We start from the raw sequence: 20,290 nt of genomic DNA, 5'->3' as shown, positions 1-20,290 counted from the left end.
CCCACCCCCCCCCCCCCACCACCCCACACCCCCCGCCGCGTCAGATGCGCATAAGGGACCGGGGCCGGACCCACCGCGTTGGCGGGATCGACGCCGCTGGGCAGATGCGCGGTGCCGCCGGGCCCGGTCCCCGGCGTGGGCACGTGGGCGGCCGGGTCACCCGGGGCCGCCGCGGGCGGGCTGGCCGGGCCGGGCAGGTTGACGTTGGCTGGCAGCGGGATCCCGGTGCCGGGCACCGTGTCGGGCAGGTTGCTCACCTGCGCGCGCGGCAGCACGTTGGCACCGGCTGGCGTCGCCACGAACTGGCTCACCGAGTCGGCGACCTGTTTGGAGTCGGCGGGTGCGGTGGAGTTGCCGGCGAAGGCCGCCGCGGCCGCCATCAGCAGTGACGAGGCGCTGGCCGGATCGGCGGCCGCTTGCTGGATCACCGGGCTGATCTGCTCGATGGCCGGCATCCCGGGCAGTTGTGCGCTGGGAATCGGCTGCGGAGACACGGCCGGGTCGGCCGCGGCGACGCCGCCGAAGATCAGCGCAGTCGACGAGCCGACCGCAACGGCGGTTGCGGTGAACAGCGTCCGAGTCCGCGACATGGTTTCTCCCAATCCTCGACAGCAGGTCTGCAAGCCGAAGCTAGTTTGTTACTAGAGAGACTCAAGTGACACGTGTGGCATTTATAGAACCGTTACGGAGCGGTGCGGTTCCGGTGACCCGAGTGGCCCGCCACCCGCCGGCTGCGACCCGCCGGGGCCTGCGGCACGGTTGTCGCGCCGCTCGGCGGGGTGGCGCGGCTCCTCGCCGGGGCCTGCGGCCGGGTTCGTCGCCCCGCTAAAGTCGATCCGGTAGACGCCTTATCCAACGCCGCGCCCGCGGCGGCCCCCGCCCGCCAGTCGACCAACTGGTTGACCGCCCTGGCCCCGCTGCTGCTGCTGGCCAGCGTCGGCGCGCGGCTGGGCTGGACCTACCTGGCCCCCAACGGCGCCAACTTCGTGGACCTGCACGTCTACATCGGCGGCGCCGCCGCGCTCGATCATCCCGGCACCCTGTACAGCTACACCTACGCCGATCAGACCCCCGATTTCCCGCTGCCGTTCACCTATCCGCCGTTCGCGGCGATCGTCTTCTACCCGCTGCACCTGCTGCCGTTCGGCGTGGTGGCGTTTTGCTGGCAAGTCGGGACGATGGCCGCGCTGTACGGGCTGGTGCGGCTCAGTCAACGCATGCTGGGGGCGCCCGCGGGGGCCGGTCACCGCGTCGCGATGCTGTGGACGGCGGTGGGGATCTGGACCGAGCCGCTACGCAGCACTTTCGACTACGGGCAGATCAATGTGTTGCTGGCGCTGGCCGCGCTGTGGGCGGCCTACAGCACCCGGTGGTGGTTGTCGGGTCTGTTGGTGGGCGCGGCCGCCGGGGTCAAGCTGACCCCGGCGATCACCGGGGTGTACTTCGTAGGGGTCCGGCGGTGGGCTGCGGCGGTGTTTTCGGCGGTGGTGTTCCTCGCCAGCATCGCGGTGTCGTTTTGGGTCGCGGGTGACGAAACGCGTTACTACTTCACCGAACTGATCGGCGACCCGGACCGCATCGGACCGGTCGCCACCTCGTTCAACCAGTCCTGGCGCGGGGGCATCTCACGGATCATCGGCCACGACGCAGGCTACGACGTGCTGGTGCTCGCCGCCCTGGCCGTCACCGCGCTGGTGGCCATCCTGGCCTGGCGTGCGTTGCGCACCGGCCGGGACCAGCCCGACCGGCTGGGTTTGCTGCTGGTGGTCGAATTGTTCGGGTTGCTGCTCTCGCCGATCTCCTGGACCCACCACTGGGTGTGGCTGGTGCCGCTGATGATCTGGCTAATCCACGGCCCGCTGCGTGAGCGCCGCGGCGCGCGGATCCTGGGCTGGGGCTGGCTGGTGTTGCTCCTCATCGGGGTGCCTTGGTTGCTGAGCTTCGCGCAGCCCAGCATCTGGCAGGAGGACCGGCCCTGGTATCTGGCTTGGGCGGGGCTGGTGTACATCGTGGCGACGTTGGCCACGTTGGGCTGGATCGCGACGACCGGACGGCGAGCCTGCGGTGAGGGCGCCGAGTCTGCGGTGAGGGCGCCGAGTCTGCGGTGAGGGCGTCGAGTCTGCGGTGAGGGCACCGAGTCTGCAGTGAGGGCACCGAGTCTGCGGTGAGGGCGTCGAGCCTGCGGTGAGGCCGTGTTTCCGCCCCGATACCCGGCCTGGACGCAGACTCGATGCCATGGACGCAGTCTCGATGCCGCCAGCGCAGACTCGACGCCGCCAGCGCAGTCTCGATGCCCTACACGCAGGCTCGATGCCGCCAGCGCAGACTCGACGCCCTAGCCCGCCAGGAGCTCGTTGATATCGCGGGCCATCGCCAAATCCCGCTCGGTAATACCACCCGCCGAATGCGTGACGAGCGCGAAAGTCACGGTCCGCCACCGGATATCGATGTCGGGGTGGTGATCCTTTGCTTCCGCGTGCTCGGCGACCCGGCGCACGGCGTCGATCCCGGCCATAAACGTCGGGAACTTGACCGATCGACGCAGGACACCCTCGACACGCTGCCAGTTCTCGAGGTCGGTCAGGGCGCTGTCGACCTGCTCATCCGTTAACACAGCCATCTTCCGACCGTAGGACGGTATAGCGTCACACGCCATGCCCAACCAGATCGTCGTCGCCGGCGCCGTCGTCTCCGGAGCCGCGCTCCTGGTCGCGCAGCGCCTAAGGCCCCCCGAACTGGCCGGGCGCTGGGAACTACCCGGCGGCAAGGTCGCGCCCGGCGAAACCGAACCGGCCGCGCTGGCCCGCGAGCTGGCCGAGGAGTTGGGCGTCGACCGCGCGGCGGTCGAGGTCGGCGAGCGCCTGGGCGCAGACGTCGCGCTGGGCGCGGCCGCCACGCTGCGCGCCTACCGGGTGACCCTGACCCGGGGGAAACCCCACCCGCACGATCACCGCGCGCTGCGCTGGGTGACCGCCGCCGACCTGGCCGACATCGACTGGGTGCCCGCCGACCGCAGCTGGCTGGCAGACCTGACGCGGCTGCTGAACACGCGAGCGGCCGGCGCCTCGTAGCCGCGCTACGGCTTCCACAGCCAATTTCCAGAAAAGCCACAGTGCCTCGCCAGAAAGCACCGTGGCCTGGTGACGTTACCTAACGTTAACCGCGAAGTGAGGCGTTGTTAGTGGTCAGGATGGTTTTCTGGATGGAGTGAGGTTGGCTGCTGAGCTGGACACCGGCACGTGCCGGAATGCGCTATCGCTGCAGGTCAGGGTTTCCGCGTTCCGCCCCGGAGTCTGGCACGTGGTCGCCTCGCAACCGACCTATGCTGAATAGCTGCCGCTGACCAGCCCGCGGACCGTCACCGATGCCGGCCAATCGGATAGCCATCTGTTCAATGGTCGAACCTGATACACCACGACGCGATTGCCCGATAAACCAACCGGAACCGGGCTGCACTGCCACGAAGGAGGCGCTGACATGACGGTGACCCCCCACGTCGGTGGCCCGCTCGAAGAGTTGCTGGAGCGCAGCGGCCGGTTCTTCACTCCGGGGGAGTTCTCCAAGGACCTGCGCACGGTGACCCGCCGCGGCGGCCGCGAGGCCGACGTGTTCTACCGGGACCGGTGGAGCCACGACAAGGTGGTTCGCTCCACCCACGGGGTCAACTGCACCGGGTCGTGCTCGTGGAAGATCTACGTCAAAGACGGCATCATCACCTGGGAAACCCAGCAGACCGACTACCCGTCGGTGGGTCCGGACCGGCCCGAATACGAGCCGCGCGGCTGCCCCCGCGGCGCCTCCTTCTCCTGGTATTCCTACTCGCCGACCCGGGTCCGCTACCCGTATGCCCGCGGCGTGCTGGTGGAGATGTACCGGGAGGCCAAGGCCCGGCTCGGCGACCCGGTGCTGGCCTGGGCCGACATCCAGGCCGATCCGGAGCGCCGCCGCCGCTATCAGCAGGCCCGTGGCAAGGGTGGCCTGGTCCGGGTGACCTGGGCCGAGGCCACCGAGATGATCGCCGCGGCGCACGTGCACACCATCAAGACCTACGGCCCCGACCGGGTGGCCGGGTTCTCGCCGATCCCGGCGATGTCGATGGTCTCCTACGCCGCCGGGTCACGGTTCTTCGAGCTGATCGGCGCCCCGATGACGTCGTTCTACGACTGGTACGCCGACCTGCCGGTGGCCTCACCGCAGGTGTTCGGCGACCAGACCGATGTGCCGGAGTCCGGCGACTGGTGGGACGCCGCGTATCTGATGATGTGGGGTTCCAACGTCCCGATCACCCGCACCCCGGACGCGCACTGGATGGCCGAGGTGCGCTACCGCGGCACCAAGGTGGTCTCGGTCAGCCCGGACTACGCCGACAACACCAAGTTCGCCGACGAGTGGATGCCGTGTGCGGCGGGCACCGACGGCGCGCTGGCCATGGCGATGGGCCACGTCATCCTCACCGAATGCTATGTCAAACAACAGGTTCCGTTCTTCGTTGACTATGTGCGGCGCTACACCGACCTGCCGTTTTTGATCAAGCTGGAACAGCGCGGCGACATGCTGGTGCCCGGGAAAAACCTCACCGCCGCCGACCTCGGCCAGACCGTCGAAAACGCGGCACTCAAGCCGGCGCTGCACGACGACTTCACCGACCGCGTCGTCATCCCGCCCGGCTCGCTGGGCTTCCGCTTCGGCGAGGACGGCGTCGGCAAATGGAACCTGGACCTCGGCGGGATCAACCCGGCGCTGACGATGCTGGGTCGGCACGACAGCGACACCGCGCTGGTCCACCTCGCCGACTTCGACACCATCACCGGGGAAGGAAAGACCGTGGCCCGCGGCGTCCCGGTGCGCCGGGTCGGTGACCACCTGGTGTGCACGGTCTTCGACCTGATGCTGGCCGGTTACGGGGTGGCGCGGCCCGGGTTGCCGGGGGAGTGGCCCACCGGCTACGACGACCCCACCCAGCCCAACACCCCGGCCTGGCAGGAGCCGATCACCGGGGTGTCGGCGGCGCAGGCCATCCGGGTCGCCAAGGAATTCGCCCGTAGCGCCGAGGAATCCGGCGGCCGCTCGATGATCATCATGGGCAGCGGCATCTGTCAGTGGTTCCACGGCGACGCCATCTACCGCGCGGTGCTGGCCTTGTTGATGTTGACCGGGTCGATGGGGCGCAACGGCGGCGGCTGGGCGCACTACGTCGGCCAGGAGAAGGTGCGCCCGTTGACCGGATGGCAGACGATGGCGATGGCCACCGACTGGGTGCGCCCGCCTCGGCAGGTGCCCGGCGCCTCGTACTGGTACGCGCACACCGACCAGTGGCGTTACGACGCCTACGGCGCCGACAAGTTGACCAGCCCGCTGGGTCGGGGGCGCTTCGACGGCAAGCACACGATGGATCTGCTGGCGTCGGCCACCGCGATGGGCTGGAGCCCGTTCTACCCGCAGTTCGACAAGTCCAGTCTGGATGTGGCCGACGAGGCCAAGGCCGCGAACCGCGACATCAGCGAGTACGTCGCCGAACAGCTCGGGCAGCGCAACCTCAAACTGGCGGTTACCGATCCGGACAATCCGGCCAACTGGCCGCGGGTGCTCACCGTGTGGCGCGCCAACCTGATCGGCTCCTCGGGTAAGGGCGGCGAGTATTTCCTCAAGCACCTGCTGGGCACCGACTCCAACGTGCTCGGCGACCCGCCCACCGAGGGGGTGCGGCCCAGCGACGTCGTCTGCGAGGGCGAGATTCCCGAGGGCAAACTCGATCTGTTGATGTCGATCGACTTCCGGATGACCTCGACGACGCTGGTGTCGGATCTGGTGCTGCCGGCGGCCACCTGGTACGAGAAAGCCGACCTGTCGTCCACCGACATGCACCCGTACGTGCATTCGTTTTCCGCGGCCACCGACCCGCCGTGGGAAACCCGCAGCGACTACGACGCGTTCGGCGCGATCGCCCGCGCCTTTTCCGCGATGGCCAAGCGGCACCTAGGCACCCGCACCGATGTGGTGCTCACCGCGCTCGGCCACGATTCGCCGGATGCGATGGCCTATCCCGACGGCACCGAGCGCGACTGGCTGCACACCGGGGAGACACCGGTTCCCGGTAAGACGATGGCCAAACTCACGGTGGTGGAACGCGACTACGCCGCGGTCTACGACAAGTGGTGCACGCTGGGGCCGTTGGTCGACAAGTTCGGGTTGACCGTCAAGGGGTACACCGTGCACCCCTTCCAGGAGGTCGACGAACTCAGCAAGAAGTTCGGGGTGATGAATTCCGGTGCCGGCCGAGGCCGCCCGGCGGTCACCTCGGCGCAGCGGATGTGCGACGTGATCCTGCTGCTGTCCGGGACCACCAACGGCCGGCTGGCGGTCGAGGGGTTCCGCGAGTTGGAGAAGCGCACCGGTCAGCGGCTGGCGCACCTGGCCGAGGGCAGCGAGGAAAAGCGCATCACCTACGCCGATACCCAAGCCCGCCCGGTCCCGGTGATCACCAGCCCGGAATGGTCGGGCAGCGAAACCGGCGGGCGGCGCTACGCCCCGTTCACCGTCAACATCGAGAACCTCAAGCCGTTCCACACGCTGACCGGGCGGATGCATTTCTACCTGGCGCACGACTGGGTCGAGGAGCTGGGCGAGCATCTGCCGGTCTTCCGCCCGCCGCTGGATATGGCGCGGCTGTTCAACGCGCCCGAACTCGGGGTCACCGACGACGGCATCGGGCTCACGGTGCGCTACCTGACGCCGCACTCCAAATGGTCGTTCCACTCCACCTATCAGGACAACCTCTACATGCTGTCGCTGTCCCGCGGCGGCCCGACCATGTGGATGAGCCCCGGCGACGCTGCGAAAATCAAAGTCCAAGACAATGATTGGGTCGAGGCGGTGAACGCCAACGGTGTCTTCGTGTGCCGGGCCATCGTCAGCCACCGGATGCCCGACGGGGTGGTGTTCGTCTACCACGTGCAGGAACGCACCGTGGACACGCCGCGTGCCGAAACCACCGGCAAACGCGGCGGCAACCACAACGCCCTGACCCGGGTGCGGGTCAAGCCGTCCCATTTGGCCGGCGGGTACGGCCAGCACGCGTTCGCGTTCAACTACATGGGCCCGACCGGCAACCAGCGCGATGAGGTGACGGTGGTGCGCCGCCGCAGCCAGGAGGTCAGGTACTGACGATGAAGGTAATGGCCCAAATCGCGATGGTGATGAACCTCGACAAGTGCATCGGGTGTCACACCTGTTCGGTCACCTGCAAGCAAGCCTGGACCAACCGTTCCGGCACCGAGTATGTGTGGTTCAACAACGTCGAAACCCGTCCGGGACAAGGCTATCCGCGCACCTACGAGGACCAGGACCGCTGGCGCGGCGGCTGGGTGCGCGATAAGAAGGGCCGGTTGCGGCTGCGCGACGGTGGTCGCCTGCACAAGCTGGCGCGCATCTTCGCCAACCCCAAGCTGCCCACCATCAACGACTACTACGAGCCGTGGACCTACGACTACGAGAACCTGACGTCCGCACCGTTGGGGGACACCCTGCCGGTCGCGGCGCCGCGCAGCCAGATCAGCGGCGAGCCGATGAAGATCGAGTGGGGGCCGAACTGGGACGACAACCTGGCCGGGTCGGCCAACACCCTGGCCAATGACCCGATCCTGAAGAAGGTCAGCGCCGAGGTCACCAGCAAGCTCGAAGAAACCTTCATGTTCTACCTGCCCCGGATCTGCGAGCACTGCCTCAACCCGTCCTGTGTGGCGAGCTGCCCGTCGGGCGCGATGTACAAGCGCACCGAGGACGGCATCGTGTTGGTCGACCAGGACAAGTGCCGCGGCTGGCGGATGTGCGTGTCCGGGTGTCCGTACAAGAAGGTGTACTTCAACCACAAGACCGGCAAGGCCGAGAAGTGCACGTTCTGCTACCCGCGCGTCGAGGTCGGCCTGCCGACGATCTGCTCCGAGACCTGCGTGGGACGGTTGCGCTACATCGGCTTGGTGCTCTACGACGCCGACAAGGTGCTGGAGGCGGCCTCGGTGGAAAACGACGCCGACCTCTACGAGGCGCAGTGCGGGGTGTTCTTAGATCCCAATGACCCCAAGGTGATCGCCGGTGCGCGCGCCGAAGGCATCTCCGAGGAATGGATCGACGCCGCGCAACGCTCCCCGGTCTACGCGTTGATCAACCGCTACAAGGTGGCGCTGCCGCTGCACCCGGAATACCGCACCATGCCCATGGTCTGGTACATCCCGCCGCTGTCCCCGGTGGTCGACGCGGTCAGCCGCGACGGCCACGACGGCGAAGACCTGGGCAACCTGTTCGGCGCCTTGGAGGCGCTGCGCATCCCGATGCAGTACCTGGCCGAGCTGTTCACCGCCGGCGACACCGACACCGTCGAGCACGTACTGCGCCGGCTGGCGGCGATGCGGTCCTACATGCGCGATATCAACCTCGGACGCGAGACCCAGCCGCACATCCCGGCCGCGGTCGGGATGACCGAGGAAGACATCTACGAGATGTACCGCTTGCTGGCGATCGCGAAATACGAGGAGCGGTACGTGATCCCGACCGCGTACCGGGCGCAGGCGCACGATCTGGAGCACATGGGCTGCTCGCTGGACTTCGACGGCGGACCGGGCATGTACGAATCCGGCCCGTTCGGATCGGGCAGCGGCGAGCCGGTGCCCGTGGCGGTGGAAACCTTCCACGCCACCAAACAGCGCCAGACGATGGCCGGCGGCGGTGCCTCACGGGTGAACCTGCTGACCTGGGACGGCGGTGACGTGCCGCCAGGCATGTTCCCCGGGGAGCGCCGGCCGTGAGGCTGCTGACCCGGTCCCGGCCGTCCGGGCTGCGTGATCGGGTGGTGTGGCAGGCGGCGTCGCTGCTGCTGGCCTACCCCGACGACCAGCACAACGAGCGCCTGGACACCGTGGAAAGCCTGCTGGCCCACCTCGACGGGGAGCCGGCGGACCTGTTGCGGCGCACCGTGACCGCGCTGCGCGGCACCGACCCGCTGCGCGCCGCCACCGACTACGTCGAAACCTTCGATATGCGTCGGCGCTCGACGATGTACCTGACGTATTGGACCGCCGGGGATACCCGCAACCGCGGCATGGAGATCCTGGCGTTCGCCACCGCCTACCGGGAGGCCGGGGTCGCACCTCCGGCCAAAGAGGGGCCCGACTATCTGCCGGTGGTACTTGAGTTCGCCGCGACCGTCGACCCCGAGGCGGGCCGTAAGTTGTTGAATGCGCACCGGGTGCCGATCGATGTGCTGCTCGGCGCGCTGAGGGAGGCGGGTTCGCCGTACGCGCACGTCATCGCCGCCGTCTGTGCGACGCTGCCGCCGGTGACCGATCAGGAGCTGCAGCGGGCCCGCCGGCTCGCCGAGGCCGGACCTCCTGCGGAAGCCGTTGGGCTGCAACCGTTTACCTTGACCGTGCCACCCCGGCGTACCGAGGGAGAATGATGTGGCCGAGCTGAACCTGGCTCAGATCTACTGGGACGACGTGCCCTATGTCGCGTTGGCGATCGCCGCGGTGGGCAGCTGGTGGCGCTACCGTTACGACAAGTTCGGTTGGACCACCCGATCGTCGCAGCTGTACGAGTCGCGGCTGCTGCAGATCGGTAGCCCGATGTTCCACTTCGGCAGCCTGGTCGTCATCTTCGGGCACGTCGTCGGGTTGATGGTGCCGGAATGGCTGACCGAGAAGCTGGGGCTAAGCGACCACGTCTATCACCTGCAGGCGCTGATCCTCGGCCTGCCCGCCGGGATCGCCACCCTGGTCGGGATCGGTTTGCTGATCTACCGGCGGCGCACTCAGGCGGCGGTGTTCAAGGCCACCACCAGAAACGACAAGTTGATGTATGCGGTGCTGGTGTGCGCACTGCTGGCGGGGATGGGCTGCACGCTGATGGGCACCACCCACTACGGCGAGGTGCACGACTACCGGCAGAACGTGTCGGTGTGGTTCCGCTCGATCTGGATCCTGGACCCGCGCGGCGACTTGATGATCCAGGCGCCGGTGTATTTCCAGGTGCATGTGACGATCGCGCTGGTGCTGATTTCGTTGTGGCCGTTCACCCGGTTGGTGCACGCGTTCAGCGCGCCGGTGGCCTACCTGTTCCGGCCCTACATCGTCTACCGCAGCCGCGATGTGGCGGCCAACAACGAGTGGGTCGGGTCGGCGCCCCCGCGCCGGGGCTGGTAGCGGCTACGGTTTGCCGAACCCGGCTTGGCTCAGCAGCCGTTGACCGGTCGCACCGACGACCAGGTCGACGAACTGGCGCGCCAGCTCGGGGTGCGGCGACTTCTTCAGCGCCGCAATGGGATAGCTGCTCACCGCGTCGGTGGCCTGGGGGAAGGTGACCGTGGCCACCCGGTCACCGGCGACCAGTGCGTCGGTGCGGTTGACGACGCCGGCGTCGGCCTCCCCGGTGGTGACCTTGTTGAGCACATCTTCGACGTCGGGTTCCTCGCTGACCGGGGCCAGGTGCACCCCGGTGGCGTCCTCGACGCGGCGGGTGGCCACCCCGCACGGCATCGGCGGCGGCGACACCACCACCCGCAGCCCCGGCCGGGCCAGGTCGGCGAACGACGCGATCCGGTTGGGATTGCCCGGCGCGGTGACGATCACCAACGTGTTGGAGGCGAATTGGACCGGGCGGCCGGCCAGCAGCCCGGCGGCGGCGACGGTGTCCATTTGGGTGGTGTCGGCCGAGGCGAAGACGTCGCCGGTGGCGCCCTGGGTCAGCTGGGCGGCCAGGTCCGACGAACTGGCGAAATCGAACCGCACGCTGGTGCCGGGATGCTCGGCGCGGAACTGGTCGCCGAGCTCGGTGAAGGTCGGCTGCAGCGAGGCGGCGGCGAGCACCGTCAGTGACAGCGCCGGGGGAGTGGAGCTACAACCCGGTACCGCCGCGGCGACGAGTGCGGTCAGCACGGCGGTAAGTGCCCCGGCGCGGCGGTTCATCGAACATGTCTCCTCGCATTGGTACGCATCGCTACCCTGGCATACGTTGGCGACATGAGGAGGCTGGCATGGCGGTGACACAGATCGACCTCGATGACGACGTGCTGGCCGAGGTGATGCGGATCGCTGGGGTGCGAATCAAGAGGGAAGCCGTGAACCTCGCGATGCGTGATTACGTCGAGCAATTCCGGCGCATCGAGGCGCTGGCCCGGTCCCGCGAGCATGCGAAGGATTGCGACTACTAGGGCTGGCTGGCCGCGCGGGCCGACGAGAAGTCCGTCGGTCATCGACCTGCTGATCTGCGGCGGTGCGGGGCCTGGTGGTCCTGCATGACGACGCCGATTACGAACTCGCCGAGTGCCACCTTCCGGACGTGAACGTACGCCGCGTTGTTAGCGCCCACCAGTAGTGAGTCGTCAGCCTACTGTTGTGGGCCGGCGAACGCCGGGGCGACGAAGCGGTGGAATATCGACCGATAGCGCGCTAGGTCAGCGTCACCATCCTCGAGCCCTCGCATCAGCATCAGCCCGAGGCTGTTCAACCAGAGATAGACGTCCGATCGTGGTAGGTCACGTGGCAGTTCATTGTTGACGTAGGCGACGTCAAGGAATGGGTCGAAGAATTCGGCCGTCAGCGTCTCCAACATCCGTGATTCGGTAATGCGTCGACCGAGGCTGGAGCCTTCAGGTGCGACGACGTGTCGCATCACGGGATCGAGCCGCCCCTCGCTCACGGCGAAGAGCAGCCCTTCGATGATCTGGTTCTGAAGGCCGTCCTGTCGGGCGATGACCTTGTGGGCGCGGTCGCGCATCACCCGTCCGTGCCGAGTGATCAACTCGACGAGCAGGTCGTCGCGATCGCTGAAATAGCGGTAGACGCCCGGCCGTGACATGCCCACCTCGGCGGCGATGTCCTCCATGGTGGTCTTGCGGACGCCGTGGCGATCAATACAGCGCTCGGCGGCCGCCAAGATGCGATCCCGCGGATCGTCCTTCACCGCAGGTGTGGTCGGCGGGTTACGGCGTGCTCGGGGCATGTGCTCATCGTACCCATACGTTGGACATTTTTCGTCAATATGTCCATCTCATGTCCATCGTGGAGATTTACCAGGTCAACGGTCTTGACAACTCGGGGATAGGCGCGTCAAATGACATATTACGAAAATTGTCAGCATGTCACACTCGGGCGGATTGGCTCGCCGGGGCATCAGTGAAGGGAGCCGACACCATGACGATCACGCCACATGGGGCGGACTCCGGTGGTCGGCGCACTAGTGCGCAGCTCCCCAGGGAGCGGGCAGTATCTAGTTCCGGCAGCACCCACGATCGGCCGTAGCCATGTGGACGGTGATCACTAGTGACGGACGACGGCTAGCGAATATCCGTTCGGAGGAGGATGCGCGCCGTACCGTCCATGCGCTGGGAACGACCCAGTGGCGTGGGCCGTCGTCGTGGGATGTGGTCGACGACGACGGGTGCCGCTTCGTCGCCGAGATCAGGCATCGCAGGGAACGGCCTCGGCCATGATCGTCGGACGCAACCCGAGTACTCCGGTGATGGGCGACACCGTACTGGCGCGAGCTGATCACCGCCGCGGCGTCGGCATCATCGTTGACTCCGATGCGATCCGGTACAAGGTCTACTGGCGCGACGGCACCGACACCCTGCGCTGGCACACGCGTCATGAATTGACCGTTCCGCGACTCGACTACGAACCGGGACGGCCATGACGCACGGGTGGTATCGAAGTTTCCCGCACGAGAGGCCCTGGGAGGCAACACAATGCAATTCTGCATAGGCGACCAGGTTCGCGAAGGTCGGCGGGTCGGCACGGTCACCGACGTAGGCACCATACTCATCCAAGTCAAGACAACGATGGGCGCTTCGCGGATGGTCTGCCCGTGGGAACTTGTCAGGTTGCGCGCCTGTCACGACGGGCCCAGTTCCGACGCAGCGCAAGACCGCAACATCCAGGAGCAGTGACCGCAATGCCGAATGTAGAAGACGCAAACCTGGCTGCGGTCAGCACACCCACGGGGGCGCCGACCGTAGTCAGCACCGTCGACGAGGACGGCCGTCGGCGGATCAGTGTATTCGGCCCTGACCGGGCAGAAATCTGCGGCGCGTTCCAACCTGTCGACCGGCCCTACTGGTTGATGTACGTCACTACCAGGATCGTCGATGGCGTTGACCGGTCCCAGCCCAACCGAATCCCGCGCCGCATTCCACTACCGACACTACGAGACGTCTACCAGTGGCTCGAACTCATCGCCGGCCTGTACACGAGGGCGGCGAGCCAATGACCACCGCCGTGTCGATGCCGCTACCACCGACTACCCACCCGAGGTATGAGGCAGGCGCCGCGAGCCAGTCCGAGCCGAGTGTGGCCGGGCGGTTGGTGGCACTGATGTCGCGCCTGACGATTAGGCCCGCGCTGGCGCTCGGCAGCTATGTGCCCACCCTTCCGTGGCCGTTTGGTGTCGTTGAATTCGCCTGCAGCGTCGCAGTTCCGACCCCCGATGCCGTCCGGACGACCGTGGCGTTGCCGACGGCAACTGCGCAGCTTGTCCGCGCCCCCGGCGTCGTGCCGGCGGACGGCAGCCGGCGAGTGGTGCTCTACTTGCACGGCGGCGCGTTCCTGGCTGGTGGGGCGCACTCGCACGGTCGGCTGGTCACCGCGATCTCGCGATATGCCGACGCAGCGGTACTGGTGCCCAACTATCGGCTGATCCCCAAGCACTCGATCGACATGGCCCTCGACGACTGTCATGACGCCTACCGTTGGCTACGCGGACGCGGCTACGAGCCGGAACAGATTGTGCTAGCCGGTGATTCCGCAGGTGGGTACCTCGCACTTGCATTGGCCCAGCGGCTACAGGCCGAGGGCGAAACACCAGCGGCCCTGGTCGCGATCTCACCGTTGCTGCAGCTGGCGCAAGAACCCAAGCGGGCGCATCCCAACATCAAGATCGACGCGATGTTTCCGCCCAAGGCGTTCGACGCGCTGGTCGCGCTGGTCGCGGACGCCACCGCCAAGCACACCAATGACGGCAAGACCGAAGAAGCCTACGAACCACTCGAGCACATCGAACCCGGCCTGCCGCCAACGTTGATTCACGTGTCCGGGTCGGAGGCGCTGCTGCACGACGCTCAGTTGGCCGCCGCCAAGCTGACGGCGGCGGGTGTGCCTGCCGAGGTGTGCATCTGGCCAGGTCAGATCCACGACTTCCAGCTCTTGGCACCAGTGGTCCCCGAGGCCACCCGCTCACTAAAGCAGATTGGTGAGTACATCCGTGCGGTCACGTCACGGCCCATGGAGCCACCGGCCAACGTTCAGCGTCAGGCAGGTCATCGGTTACTGCGGCCGCTGCCACGTTTGGTGGCCGAGGCCCACTGATGGAACTCACCACGCCAAACGGGCCCACCGGTGCCGTCGCCGGGGCGCCCACCGCGGAGGTGTCCACGCAGCGCAAATTCGGACACCGGTTCGTTTCACATGAGGCAGCGACGGGCCGACGGGCATTGACACGGCTGGGGGCGTCCCGTAACATCTGCCGATTAGATCGTTCTATACAGTTCGACGGCGGTAGTGCCGGATGGGGTATGCCGCTCTCACGCAAAGGATTTCCAGGACGACTATGTCTTTGGCTACTGCGGTCCGTGGGAAGCGGTCGAGCCCCTGGCGTCGAGGTTGTCCGGTGATCTGGCGTGTGGTTGTGGCGGCGGCGACCATCGCAGTGACGGCAACGGTGCTGGCGCCTGTGGCGTCGGCAGACCCGACTGCCGACTTGAGATCGGCGGTACAAGCGAAACGTGGCGGCTGTCCGGCGCTGCAATCCGATCCGGTGCTCGACGGGGTTGCTCAGCGCGCCAACCTCGAGACGCAGAATTACGCTGGCCACACGGCGCGGTTCCAGCCGCTGGAAGATCCGATGCCGATGTTGCGCCACCTGTCGTACCCCGCGGGCAAGGCCAAACTGCTAGCCGGTTTCGCAGACACTCAGCAAAAGGCGATCTACGGGGCCGCGCTATTTGGTTGGGACACCATTCCCGACTGCACCTACACCCGATACGGCGCCGACGTGATGACCAACGCCAGCTCGGGCAACTCCACGGCCGCCATCGTATTGGCCGGCGACTAAATGACCACGCTGACGGCAACCCGCACCTGGACCGCGGAAAGTGTTGCAGGAAACGGAAACCGAGTCGCCGAGTCGGATCGCGATGGCGAACAGGGCGGGATCACCACGTCCGACAATTCGGCTTGCCAGATAGTTGTGGGCCAAGTAACATTCCCCCGACGACTGAGGCGGGTACCACAGTCGTCGGACCTCGCTGCGGGCGTATCTGCCGGCAGCTCGATCTCCGTCAGTACGCGATAGGGAACGAGCCAGCAAACACATGACAGTCACGAACACCGGTGAACGTCACGCCACAGCTGACGTGGACCGTGCGCCACGCGGCAGTGCCGGACTGCATCGGGGCGTCACAACGGCGAGTTCGATCCTCGGGCGCCCTCGGGCGCTTTTCCCGCGCCTGACGACGGTGCCGGTGGAGAGTACGAAAACCGTGGGTCGCGCCGTTCTCATGGCAGCGGCGGTTATTCGCTACATCGTCCAGGACGTTATATCGCTGCGGTTCCCAGTCGGCGAAACCACAAACCAATGTTGGTCGCTCTATAAGGTGACCGCGCTGCCGGCCCTGTTGATGGCCATTCCCTTCGGCGGGATGGTGGCCGTTCAGACATCGGGTTTGATCAACCAGGTCGGGGCCGCGTCGATCGTGGGCGCGGCAAGCGGGGTTGGTGTCGTCCGCCAAGGCGCGCCGCTTACGGCGGGCTTGCTGATGGGCGGCGCCGCCGCGTCGGCCATCGCCTCCGACTTCGGTGCACGGGCGATTCGTGAAGAACTCGACGCGCTGCGGGTCATGGGAGTCGACCCGGTCCGAAACCTGGTGGTGCCACGGGTCGTCGCGTTGGTGATCCTTGCTCCGGTGCTGATGGCCGTCATCATCGCCTCGGCGGTGATCGCGTCATTCATCCTGGCGATCACGGTCAGCGACGTGACGAGTGGGAGCTTCTGGGCGTCGTTCGGTGCGTTCGCCAAGATGGTCGATGTTTGGTTCGCCATCGGTAAAGCGGTGGTGTTCGCGGCGATCGTGGGGATCGCGTCGTCGCTGAAAGGTATCGAAGCCAAGGGCGGGCCCCGCGGTGTTGCCGATGCGGTGAACGCGGCCGTCGTTGTGAACGTGGTCGGGATCGTCATCGCGAATCTGGTGATCACGCAGGTCCAGGCGATGTTCTTCCCCATGGCGGTGGCCTAGTGACCGATAGGGTAGCGGCCCCGTCGCGATACCTCGACCAGTTTCGCTTCGTCGAACGGCCCCTGGCGGCTATGCAGACGCCCCTGCACACGGTCGGCGGCGCTGTGCTGTTCGTCGGCCAAGTCCTCTACCTCGCGCCGGTAACCATCAAGCATTACCGCAAAGAGATCCTGGCCCGCATGATCAGCCTGTCTTTTGGCCGTGGTTCGCTGGTCGTCGACGGCGGCGTCATCAGCATTTTGACGATCCTCGGCATTGCGATCGGCGCGTCGATCGCCATCGAGGCGTGGGCCACGTTGAACTTGCTGGGTTTCGGTGCGCTCTCGGGAATCGTGGGCGGACTGGCCAACGTTCGGGAAATGTCGCCGCTGGTCGCCGGGATCGCCTTTGCCGCGCAGGCCGGCTGCAGAATGACCGCCGAGATTGGTGCGATGCGCATCGCCGAGGAGATCGACGCCACCGAGGCGATGGGGTTACGCGCGCTTCCGTACGTGGTGGGTACGCGTTTCCTCGGCGCCTTGCTAATCGTGATCCCGGGGTATGCGCTCACGCTGCTGGTGAGCTTCTTCGTTTCCAACACGATGATCACCGCGATCTACGGATCGCCGAAGGGGACTTACCAGCACTACTTCGTGCAATTCCTGTCGCCGACCGACCTCATGTACTCCACGTTGAAGGCGGCGGTCTTCTGCGCCGCAGTGACGATAATTCACTGTTACTACGGCTATTTCGCGTCTGGCGGCCCAGTCGGGGTGGGCTTGGCTTCTGGACGCGCGGTTCGCGCAAGCCTGGTAGCGATCATGGTCCTGGACTTTGTCCTCACCGTGGCGTTGTGGGGTCTCAAGCCGACGTATCTGTTCACGGGGTAGGTGTTGCGACGATGACGATGCTACTTCGGGTGGACGAACAACGGCATGCGCGCATTCTCACCTTGATCGGTGCAGGGTTTTTTGCGGTACTTCTGATGGTGCTGCTGGCCTACGCCGTGATCACTCCGAGCGGGCGGGTGGCCAAGAACACTATTGCTGTGGCCATCGAGACGCCGTACGTGGGGCAGGGCGTCGACAACGGCACCGCGGTCATCTTGCACGGCGTGAAGATGGGCGAGGTCACGAGAATATCCAAACTCACCGGCAGTCGCGTGCGCATGGACGTCGAGTTGGAAAGCGGTGCCACCAAGGGTTTGACCGATGCCGTCGGCATTGATTTCCGTCCGGCCAACTACTTCGGCGTGACCGGCGTGAATCTGCTACCCGCCGACCACGGCCAGGCCCTGCGTAACGGTGCGTCGATCAGCGTTACGCCGGCGGGAAACCTGACACTGCAGACGCTGCTGTATCGCCTGGGTGAGTTGTCGCACGACGTGGTCACGCCACAGTTGGTCAGCGTCATGGACCGCGCCACCCGCTACACCGATGCACTCAATCCGTTGTTTGAAACGATGATTCTGGTCTCAACGACGGTCGCGGATATCCAGACGGTTAGCACCGAGCAGCTGTTACGAAACACGGCCGCGATCAGCGTGGGTCTGCCGCCTTTCCTGGACGCGGCGATCAGCACCGGAAACGCCTACCTGATGAACGACGCCGGCGTGGGTTTCGACCCGGCCAAGAACCGGGAGAACAATACCCTTCTCCGGTACTACGACGACCAGATGTTGAAGTACTACAACGAGACAAGTCAGCTGCTGGCCACCGATCCGGATAAGTTCGTGTTCGGCCGGTTCAGAGAATATTTCAAAGGCGCTCGGTTGGACCTGTTCTCCAGGTTCGGCGATCTGGAGGCGTCGCACATGTATGACCTATTCCCGCTGCTGGATCAGACGCGGGTCATGGCCGACGTCGTACCACGGCTGGTGAACCCGGCCGACCTCGCCGACAAGCTGGGCGAACTGCGCTCGCGACTGGAACGCATGTATGCGGGTTCTGGGGACCAACGTGCCTTACAGGTACGCATCGTGCTCGATGAGTTGCCTGGGGTCGCCGCACCGCTCCAGCTGATGCTGGGAGGGGCTGGATGAGAAAACACCTCGGAGCGCTGTGGAAATTCGTTCTAGCGGTGGCGGTCAGCACGGTGCTGCTCATCGTCATCTCGAATGTGATCCGGCAACCGGTTTCAGGCGAAACCCGGATCTTCAGCGCAGACTTCACCGACGTCTCCGGCTTACACGAGGGCGCCGATGTACGGGTCCGCGGTGTGCGGGTCGGCAAGGTGCAAGAGCTCGCACTCAAAAGGGAGGGCGAGCAAACTGTTTCGAACATCAAGTTCACGATGGAGCGCCGCTACAGCATCGTGCCCGAGACGCGGCTAGCGGTGAAGTTTCAGGCCCTCACCGGACTACGCTACATCGACGTGGCCGGCGCGGCCGAAGGTGCAGCGGCCAATCAGATCACCAGCGTCCCGACGTCGATGACGGTCCCCTCCTTCGACGTCACCGTGCTGTTCAACGGACTCCAACCTGTTCTGGCGACGCTGGATCCCAGCGAGATCAACACCTTCACCGACAACGTGGCCACGTTCCTTGCCGGCGACGGCGATGGCCTCGGCCCGATGCTCGACAGCATCAAGAGGTTGACAGCCCTGGTCTCGGATCGAGAAGCGGTCATCGCCACGATCGTGCGCAATCTGGGACGCGTCGCTGAAGGGGTGCGGGGGAAATCTGATGCACTACCCAAGATCCTGGACCAGGTCAAGATAGTTGCCGATTCGGCCATGTTGGTTCTGGACGAGTTCCGGAAGTCGCAGATCTACGGCCCAGCTTTCACGTCCGAGGTGGATCGCCTGCTTCGGGCGATGGGACTCGACTCGGGGGAGTGGACGGTCCCGAACTACAAGCCTGGGTGGGATCCGGAAAAAGCGATCGACAAAGCAATCACCAATCTCTACAACGAGATGGACGGCGTCAAAAGAATACCGGTGGTCTGGGAGAACATTCCGGAGCCGCCGGTCGCGGGAGCCCCTGCTCCGTGTTCGAAGGGCCCAGCGCAGCTACCCCTTCCGATGGATGTGCTCCTCAACGGACGCAAGGTGGTCATATGCAATCAGTGAGGAGATCTTGGCGTAACCCGATGTTTTGGGGTGTCACCACGATCGCACTGACCGCGATCGTCACGCTGGTGGTGGGCTGGGTATACATCTCACCGCCGCACCAGCAGCTTGTCACGTTCTATACCGACGACGCGGCCTCGGTGCGGGCGGGCGATTCGGTTCGCGTAGCGGGTATCAACGTAGGAACGGTCAAGCACGTCTCACTTGAGCCCCAGCACGTTCGTGTGCAGCTCTCGCTGAAAGACGACGTGTTCATCGGAGACCAAACCCAGGTCGATGTCCGGATGCTTACGGTCGTCGGCGGCTATTTCGTCACCCTCGTGCCGCTCGGTGATCGGCGACTAGGTCAACATCCCATCCCGGCAGACCGGGTCACGATGCCCTACAGCCTGGTTCGCACCCTGTCAGACGCAACGAAGATCACCGACCAAGTCGCACCTCGGCCGATCAACGAATCGCTGAGCCAGATTCAACAGGGTCTGGCGGGCAGCAACACCGAAATCCTGGCCAAGATTATCGACGCCGGCAACGGTGTCAGCGAGGTCCTCGAACGCCAGCGCGGCCAGCTGACCAAGATTCTCGAAATGTCGAATGAATACATCGGGACGATGAACGGAAACCGGGAACTGCTCGAGCACCTGATCTCCCGCATCGCCATACTCGAGGAAACACTTATCCTCTACAGCAAGGGATTCGGCTCGTCGATCGAAGGCCTAGGCAAGATCGTCGACGACATCTACCCACTCGTTCCCTTCTACTTTGAGCACCGGCAGGACTTTATCGACAGGGTTCGCGGAGTACTCGCCGAGTTCCAGACGGTCGCCGACCGCAATGGTGCGCTGGTGCGCTGGTTGCGGCGCGTCCGCGGACGGATGCAAACGACGCTCGACGCGCAAAACGCCGGAACGCCGCCAGAACTCCTCGCAACAGATCTGTGTTTCCCGATCGAGGGGAGTCGCTGTTGAT

18 protein-coding genes and 3 pseudogenes are annotated in these 20,290 nt (G+C 65.8%); 17 read left to right on the top strand and 4 right to left on the bottom strand.

What is annotated here, in order from left to right; genetic code table 11:
• Positions 1 to 590 (bottom strand): annotated as a pseudogene (locus BKN37_RS03090) (hypothetical protein); the annotation flags it as partial.
• A 189-nt stretch (positions 591 to 779) separates the two neighbouring features.
• Here BKN37_RS03090 and BKN37_RS03085 point away from each other — a divergent pair.
• A complete protein-coding gene (locus BKN37_RS03085; RefSeq protein WP_071021220.1) occupies positions 780 to 2,108 on the top strand; it encodes a mannosyltransferase in 1,329 nt (442 codons plus the stop codon).
• A gap of 227 nt (positions 2,109 to 2,335) precedes the next feature.
• On the opposite strand, the gene BKN37_RS03080 is transcribed toward BKN37_RS03085, so the two are convergent.
• Positions 2,336 to 2,620 (bottom strand): 4a-hydroxytetrahydrobiopterin dehydratase, encoded by a 285-nt coding sequence (locus BKN37_RS03080; protein ID WP_071021254.1) that lies wholly within the window; start codon positions 2,618 to 2,620, stop codon positions 2,336 to 2,338.
• A gap of 34 nt (positions 2,621 to 2,654) precedes the next feature.
• Here BKN37_RS03080 and BKN37_RS03075 point away from each other — a divergent pair, with 34 nt between their 5' ends.
• From BKN37_RS03075 to narI, 5 genes are all read left to right on the top strand, one after another.
• Positions 2,655 to 3,071, top strand: a complete 417-nt coding sequence (locus tag BKN37_RS03075) for a (deoxy)nucleoside triphosphate pyrophosphohydrolase (RefSeq protein ID WP_071021217.1) — start codon at positions 2,655 to 2,657, stop codon at positions 3,069 to 3,071.
• Positions 3,072 to 3,477: 406 nt separating this feature from the next.
• Positions 3,478 to 7,164, top strand: a complete 3,687-nt coding sequence (locus tag BKN37_RS03070) for a nitrate reductase subunit alpha (protein WP_071021213.1) — start codon at positions 3,478 to 3,480, stop codon at positions 7,162 to 7,164.
• A gap of 2 nt (positions 7,165 to 7,166) precedes the next feature.
• On the top strand, positions 7,167 to 8,801 hold the full coding sequence (narH, locus tag BKN37_RS03065) for a nitrate reductase subunit beta (protein ID WP_071021210.1): 1,635 nt from the start codon (positions 7,167 to 7,169) through the stop codon (positions 8,799 to 8,801).
• Positions 8,798 to 9,451, top strand: coding sequence for a nitrate reductase molybdenum cofactor assembly chaperone (narJ, locus tag BKN37_RS03060; RefSeq protein ID WP_071021207.1), 654 nt, complete (start codon positions 8,798 to 8,800; stop codon positions 9,449 to 9,451). Before narH ends, narJ begins: the two co-directional genes overlap by 4 nt.
• Position 9,452: 1 nt before the next feature.
• Entirely contained in the window at positions 9,453 to 10,193 is a 741-nt protein-coding gene (gene narI / locus BKN37_RS03055) for a respiratory nitrate reductase subunit gamma (protein WP_071021204.1), read from the top strand.
• Between the two features lie 3 nt (positions 10,194 to 10,196).
• On the opposite strand, the gene modA is transcribed toward narI, so the two are convergent.
• A complete protein-coding gene (gene modA, locus BKN37_RS03050) occupies positions 10,197 to 10,955 on the bottom strand; it encodes a molybdate ABC transporter substrate-binding protein (RefSeq protein ID WP_071021200.1) in 759 nt (252 codons plus the stop codon).
• 68 nt (positions 10,956 to 11,023) lie between these two features.
• Here modA and BKN37_RS03045 point away from each other — a divergent pair, with 68 nt between their 5' ends.
• Positions 11,024 to 11,200, top strand: a complete 177-nt coding sequence (locus BKN37_RS03045; protein WP_071021197.1) for a type II toxin-antitoxin system VapB family antitoxin — start codon at positions 11,024 to 11,026, stop codon at positions 11,198 to 11,200.
• A gap of 53 nt (positions 11,201 to 11,253) precedes the next feature.
• Positions 11,254 to 11,364: pseudogene (locus tag BKN37_RS29495) on the top strand (VapC toxin family PIN domain ribonuclease); the annotation flags it as partial.
• Positions 11,365 to 11,376: 12 nt separating this feature from the next.
• Here the strand turns inward: BKN37_RS29495 and BKN37_RS03040 are convergent.
• A complete protein-coding gene (locus BKN37_RS03040) occupies positions 11,377 to 11,952 on the bottom strand; it encodes a TetR/AcrR family transcriptional regulator (RefSeq protein WP_158260295.1) in 576 nt (191 codons plus the stop codon).
• A 525-nt stretch (positions 11,953 to 12,477) separates the two neighbouring features.
• Here BKN37_RS03040 and BKN37_RS28780 point away from each other — a divergent pair.
• The 9 genes and pseudogenes from BKN37_RS28780 to BKN37_RS02995 all read left to right on the top strand — a co-directional run bounded on the left by BKN37_RS28780 (position 12,478) and on the right by BKN37_RS02995 (position 20,289).
• The gene (locus BKN37_RS28780; protein ID WP_105368909.1) at positions 12,478 to 12,684 is read left to right on the top strand and encodes a hypothetical protein; all 207 of its coding nucleotides are present in this window, start codon (positions 12,478 to 12,480) and stop codon (positions 12,682 to 12,684) included.
• A gap of 249 nt (positions 12,685 to 12,933) precedes the next feature.
• Complete coding sequence (locus BKN37_RS03030; RefSeq protein ID WP_071021187.1) at positions 12,934 to 13,257, top strand: hypothetical protein; 324 nt, start codon at positions 12,934 to 12,936, stop codon at positions 13,255 to 13,257.
• Between the two features lie 14 nt (positions 13,258 to 13,271).
• Positions 13,272 to 14,258 (top strand): annotated as a pseudogene (locus BKN37_RS03025) (alpha/beta hydrolase); the annotation flags it as partial.
• 394 nt (positions 14,259 to 14,652) lie between these two features.
• A complete protein-coding gene (locus tag BKN37_RS03020) occupies positions 14,653 to 15,096 on the top strand; it encodes a hypothetical protein (protein ID WP_071021184.1) in 444 nt (147 codons plus the stop codon).
• A gap of 259 nt (positions 15,097 to 15,355) precedes the next feature.
• On the top strand, positions 15,356 to 16,276 hold the full coding sequence (locus BKN37_RS03015) for an MlaE family ABC transporter permease (RefSeq protein ID WP_071021179.1): 921 nt from the start codon (positions 15,356 to 15,358) through the stop codon (positions 16,274 to 16,276).
• A 71-nt stretch (positions 16,277 to 16,347) separates the two neighbouring features.
• Positions 16,348 to 17,145 carry an ABC transporter permease gene (locus BKN37_RS03010; RefSeq protein WP_083341546.1) on the top strand — a complete coding sequence of 266 codons (798 nt, stop codon included), beginning with the start codon at positions 16,348 to 16,350 and terminating at the stop codon, positions 17,143 to 17,145.
• Positions 17,146 to 17,174: 29 nt separating this feature from the next.
• Positions 17,175 to 18,296, top strand: a complete 1,122-nt coding sequence (locus tag BKN37_RS03005; RefSeq protein WP_242657064.1) for an MlaD family protein — start codon at positions 17,175 to 17,177, stop codon at positions 18,294 to 18,296.
• A complete protein-coding gene (locus BKN37_RS03000) occupies positions 18,293 to 19,324 on the top strand; it encodes an MlaD family protein (RefSeq protein ID WP_071021176.1) in 1,032 nt (343 codons plus the stop codon). The genes BKN37_RS03005 and BKN37_RS03000 overlap by 4 nt, the downstream gene beginning before the upstream one ends.
• Before the next feature lie 20 nt (positions 19,325 to 19,344).
• Positions 19,345 to 20,289, top strand: coding sequence for an MlaD family protein (locus BKN37_RS02995; RefSeq protein ID WP_242657063.1), 945 nt, complete (start codon positions 19,345 to 19,347; stop codon positions 20,287 to 20,289).
• Position 20,290: the final 1 nt, after the last annotated feature.

It is taken from the genome of Mycobacterium talmoniae (assembly GCF_001854525.1).
Lineage (GTDB): Bacteria > Actinomycetota > Actinomycetes > Mycobacteriales > Mycobacteriaceae > Mycobacterium > Mycobacterium talmoniae.
This window is presented reverse-complemented; position numbering and strand designations above follow the sequence as displayed.

Bases quoted from the DNA above. Each gene is read 5' to 3' on its own strand.
- BKN37_RS03075 (WP_071021217.1), top strand. From the start codon at position 2,655: ATGCCCAACCAGATCGTCGTCGCCGGCGCCGTCGTCTCCGGAGCCGCG.
- BKN37_RS03045 (WP_071021197.1), top strand. From the start codon at position 11,024: ATGGCGGTGACACAGATCGACCTCGATGACGACGTGCTGGCCGAGGTG.
- BKN37_RS03015 (WP_071021179.1), top strand. From the start codon at position 15,356: ATGACAGTCACGAACACCGGTGAACGTCACGCCACAGCTGACGTGGAC.
- BKN37_RS03080 (WP_071021254.1), bottom strand. From the start codon at position 2,620: ATGGCTGTGTTAACGGATGAGCAGGTCGACAGCGCCCTGACCGACCTC.
- BKN37_RS28780 (WP_105368909.1), top strand. From the start codon at position 12,478: ATGATCGTCGGACGCAACCCGAGTACTCCGGTGATGGGCGACACCGTA.
- BKN37_RS03010 (WP_083341546.1), top strand. From the start codon at position 16,348: ATGCAGACGCCCCTGCACACGGTCGGCGGCGCTGTGCTGTTCGTCGGC.
- narH (WP_071021210.1), top strand. From the start codon at position 7,167: ATGAAGGTAATGGCCCAAATCGCGATGGTGATGAACCTCGACAAGTGC.
- BKN37_RS03000 (WP_071021176.1), top strand. From the start codon at position 18,293: ATGAGAAAACACCTCGGAGCGCTGTGGAAATTCGTTCTAGCGGTGGCG.
- modA (WP_071021200.1), bottom strand. From the start codon at position 10,955: ATGAACCGCCGCGCCGGGGCACTTACCGCCGTGCTGACCGCACTCGTC.
- BKN37_RS03070 (WP_071021213.1), top strand. From the start codon at position 3,478: ATGACGGTGACCCCCCACGTCGGTGGCCCGCTCGAAGAGTTGCTGGAG.
- BKN37_RS02995 (WP_242657063.1), top strand. From the start codon at position 19,345: ATGTTTTGGGGTGTCACCACGATCGCACTGACCGCGATCGTCACGCTG.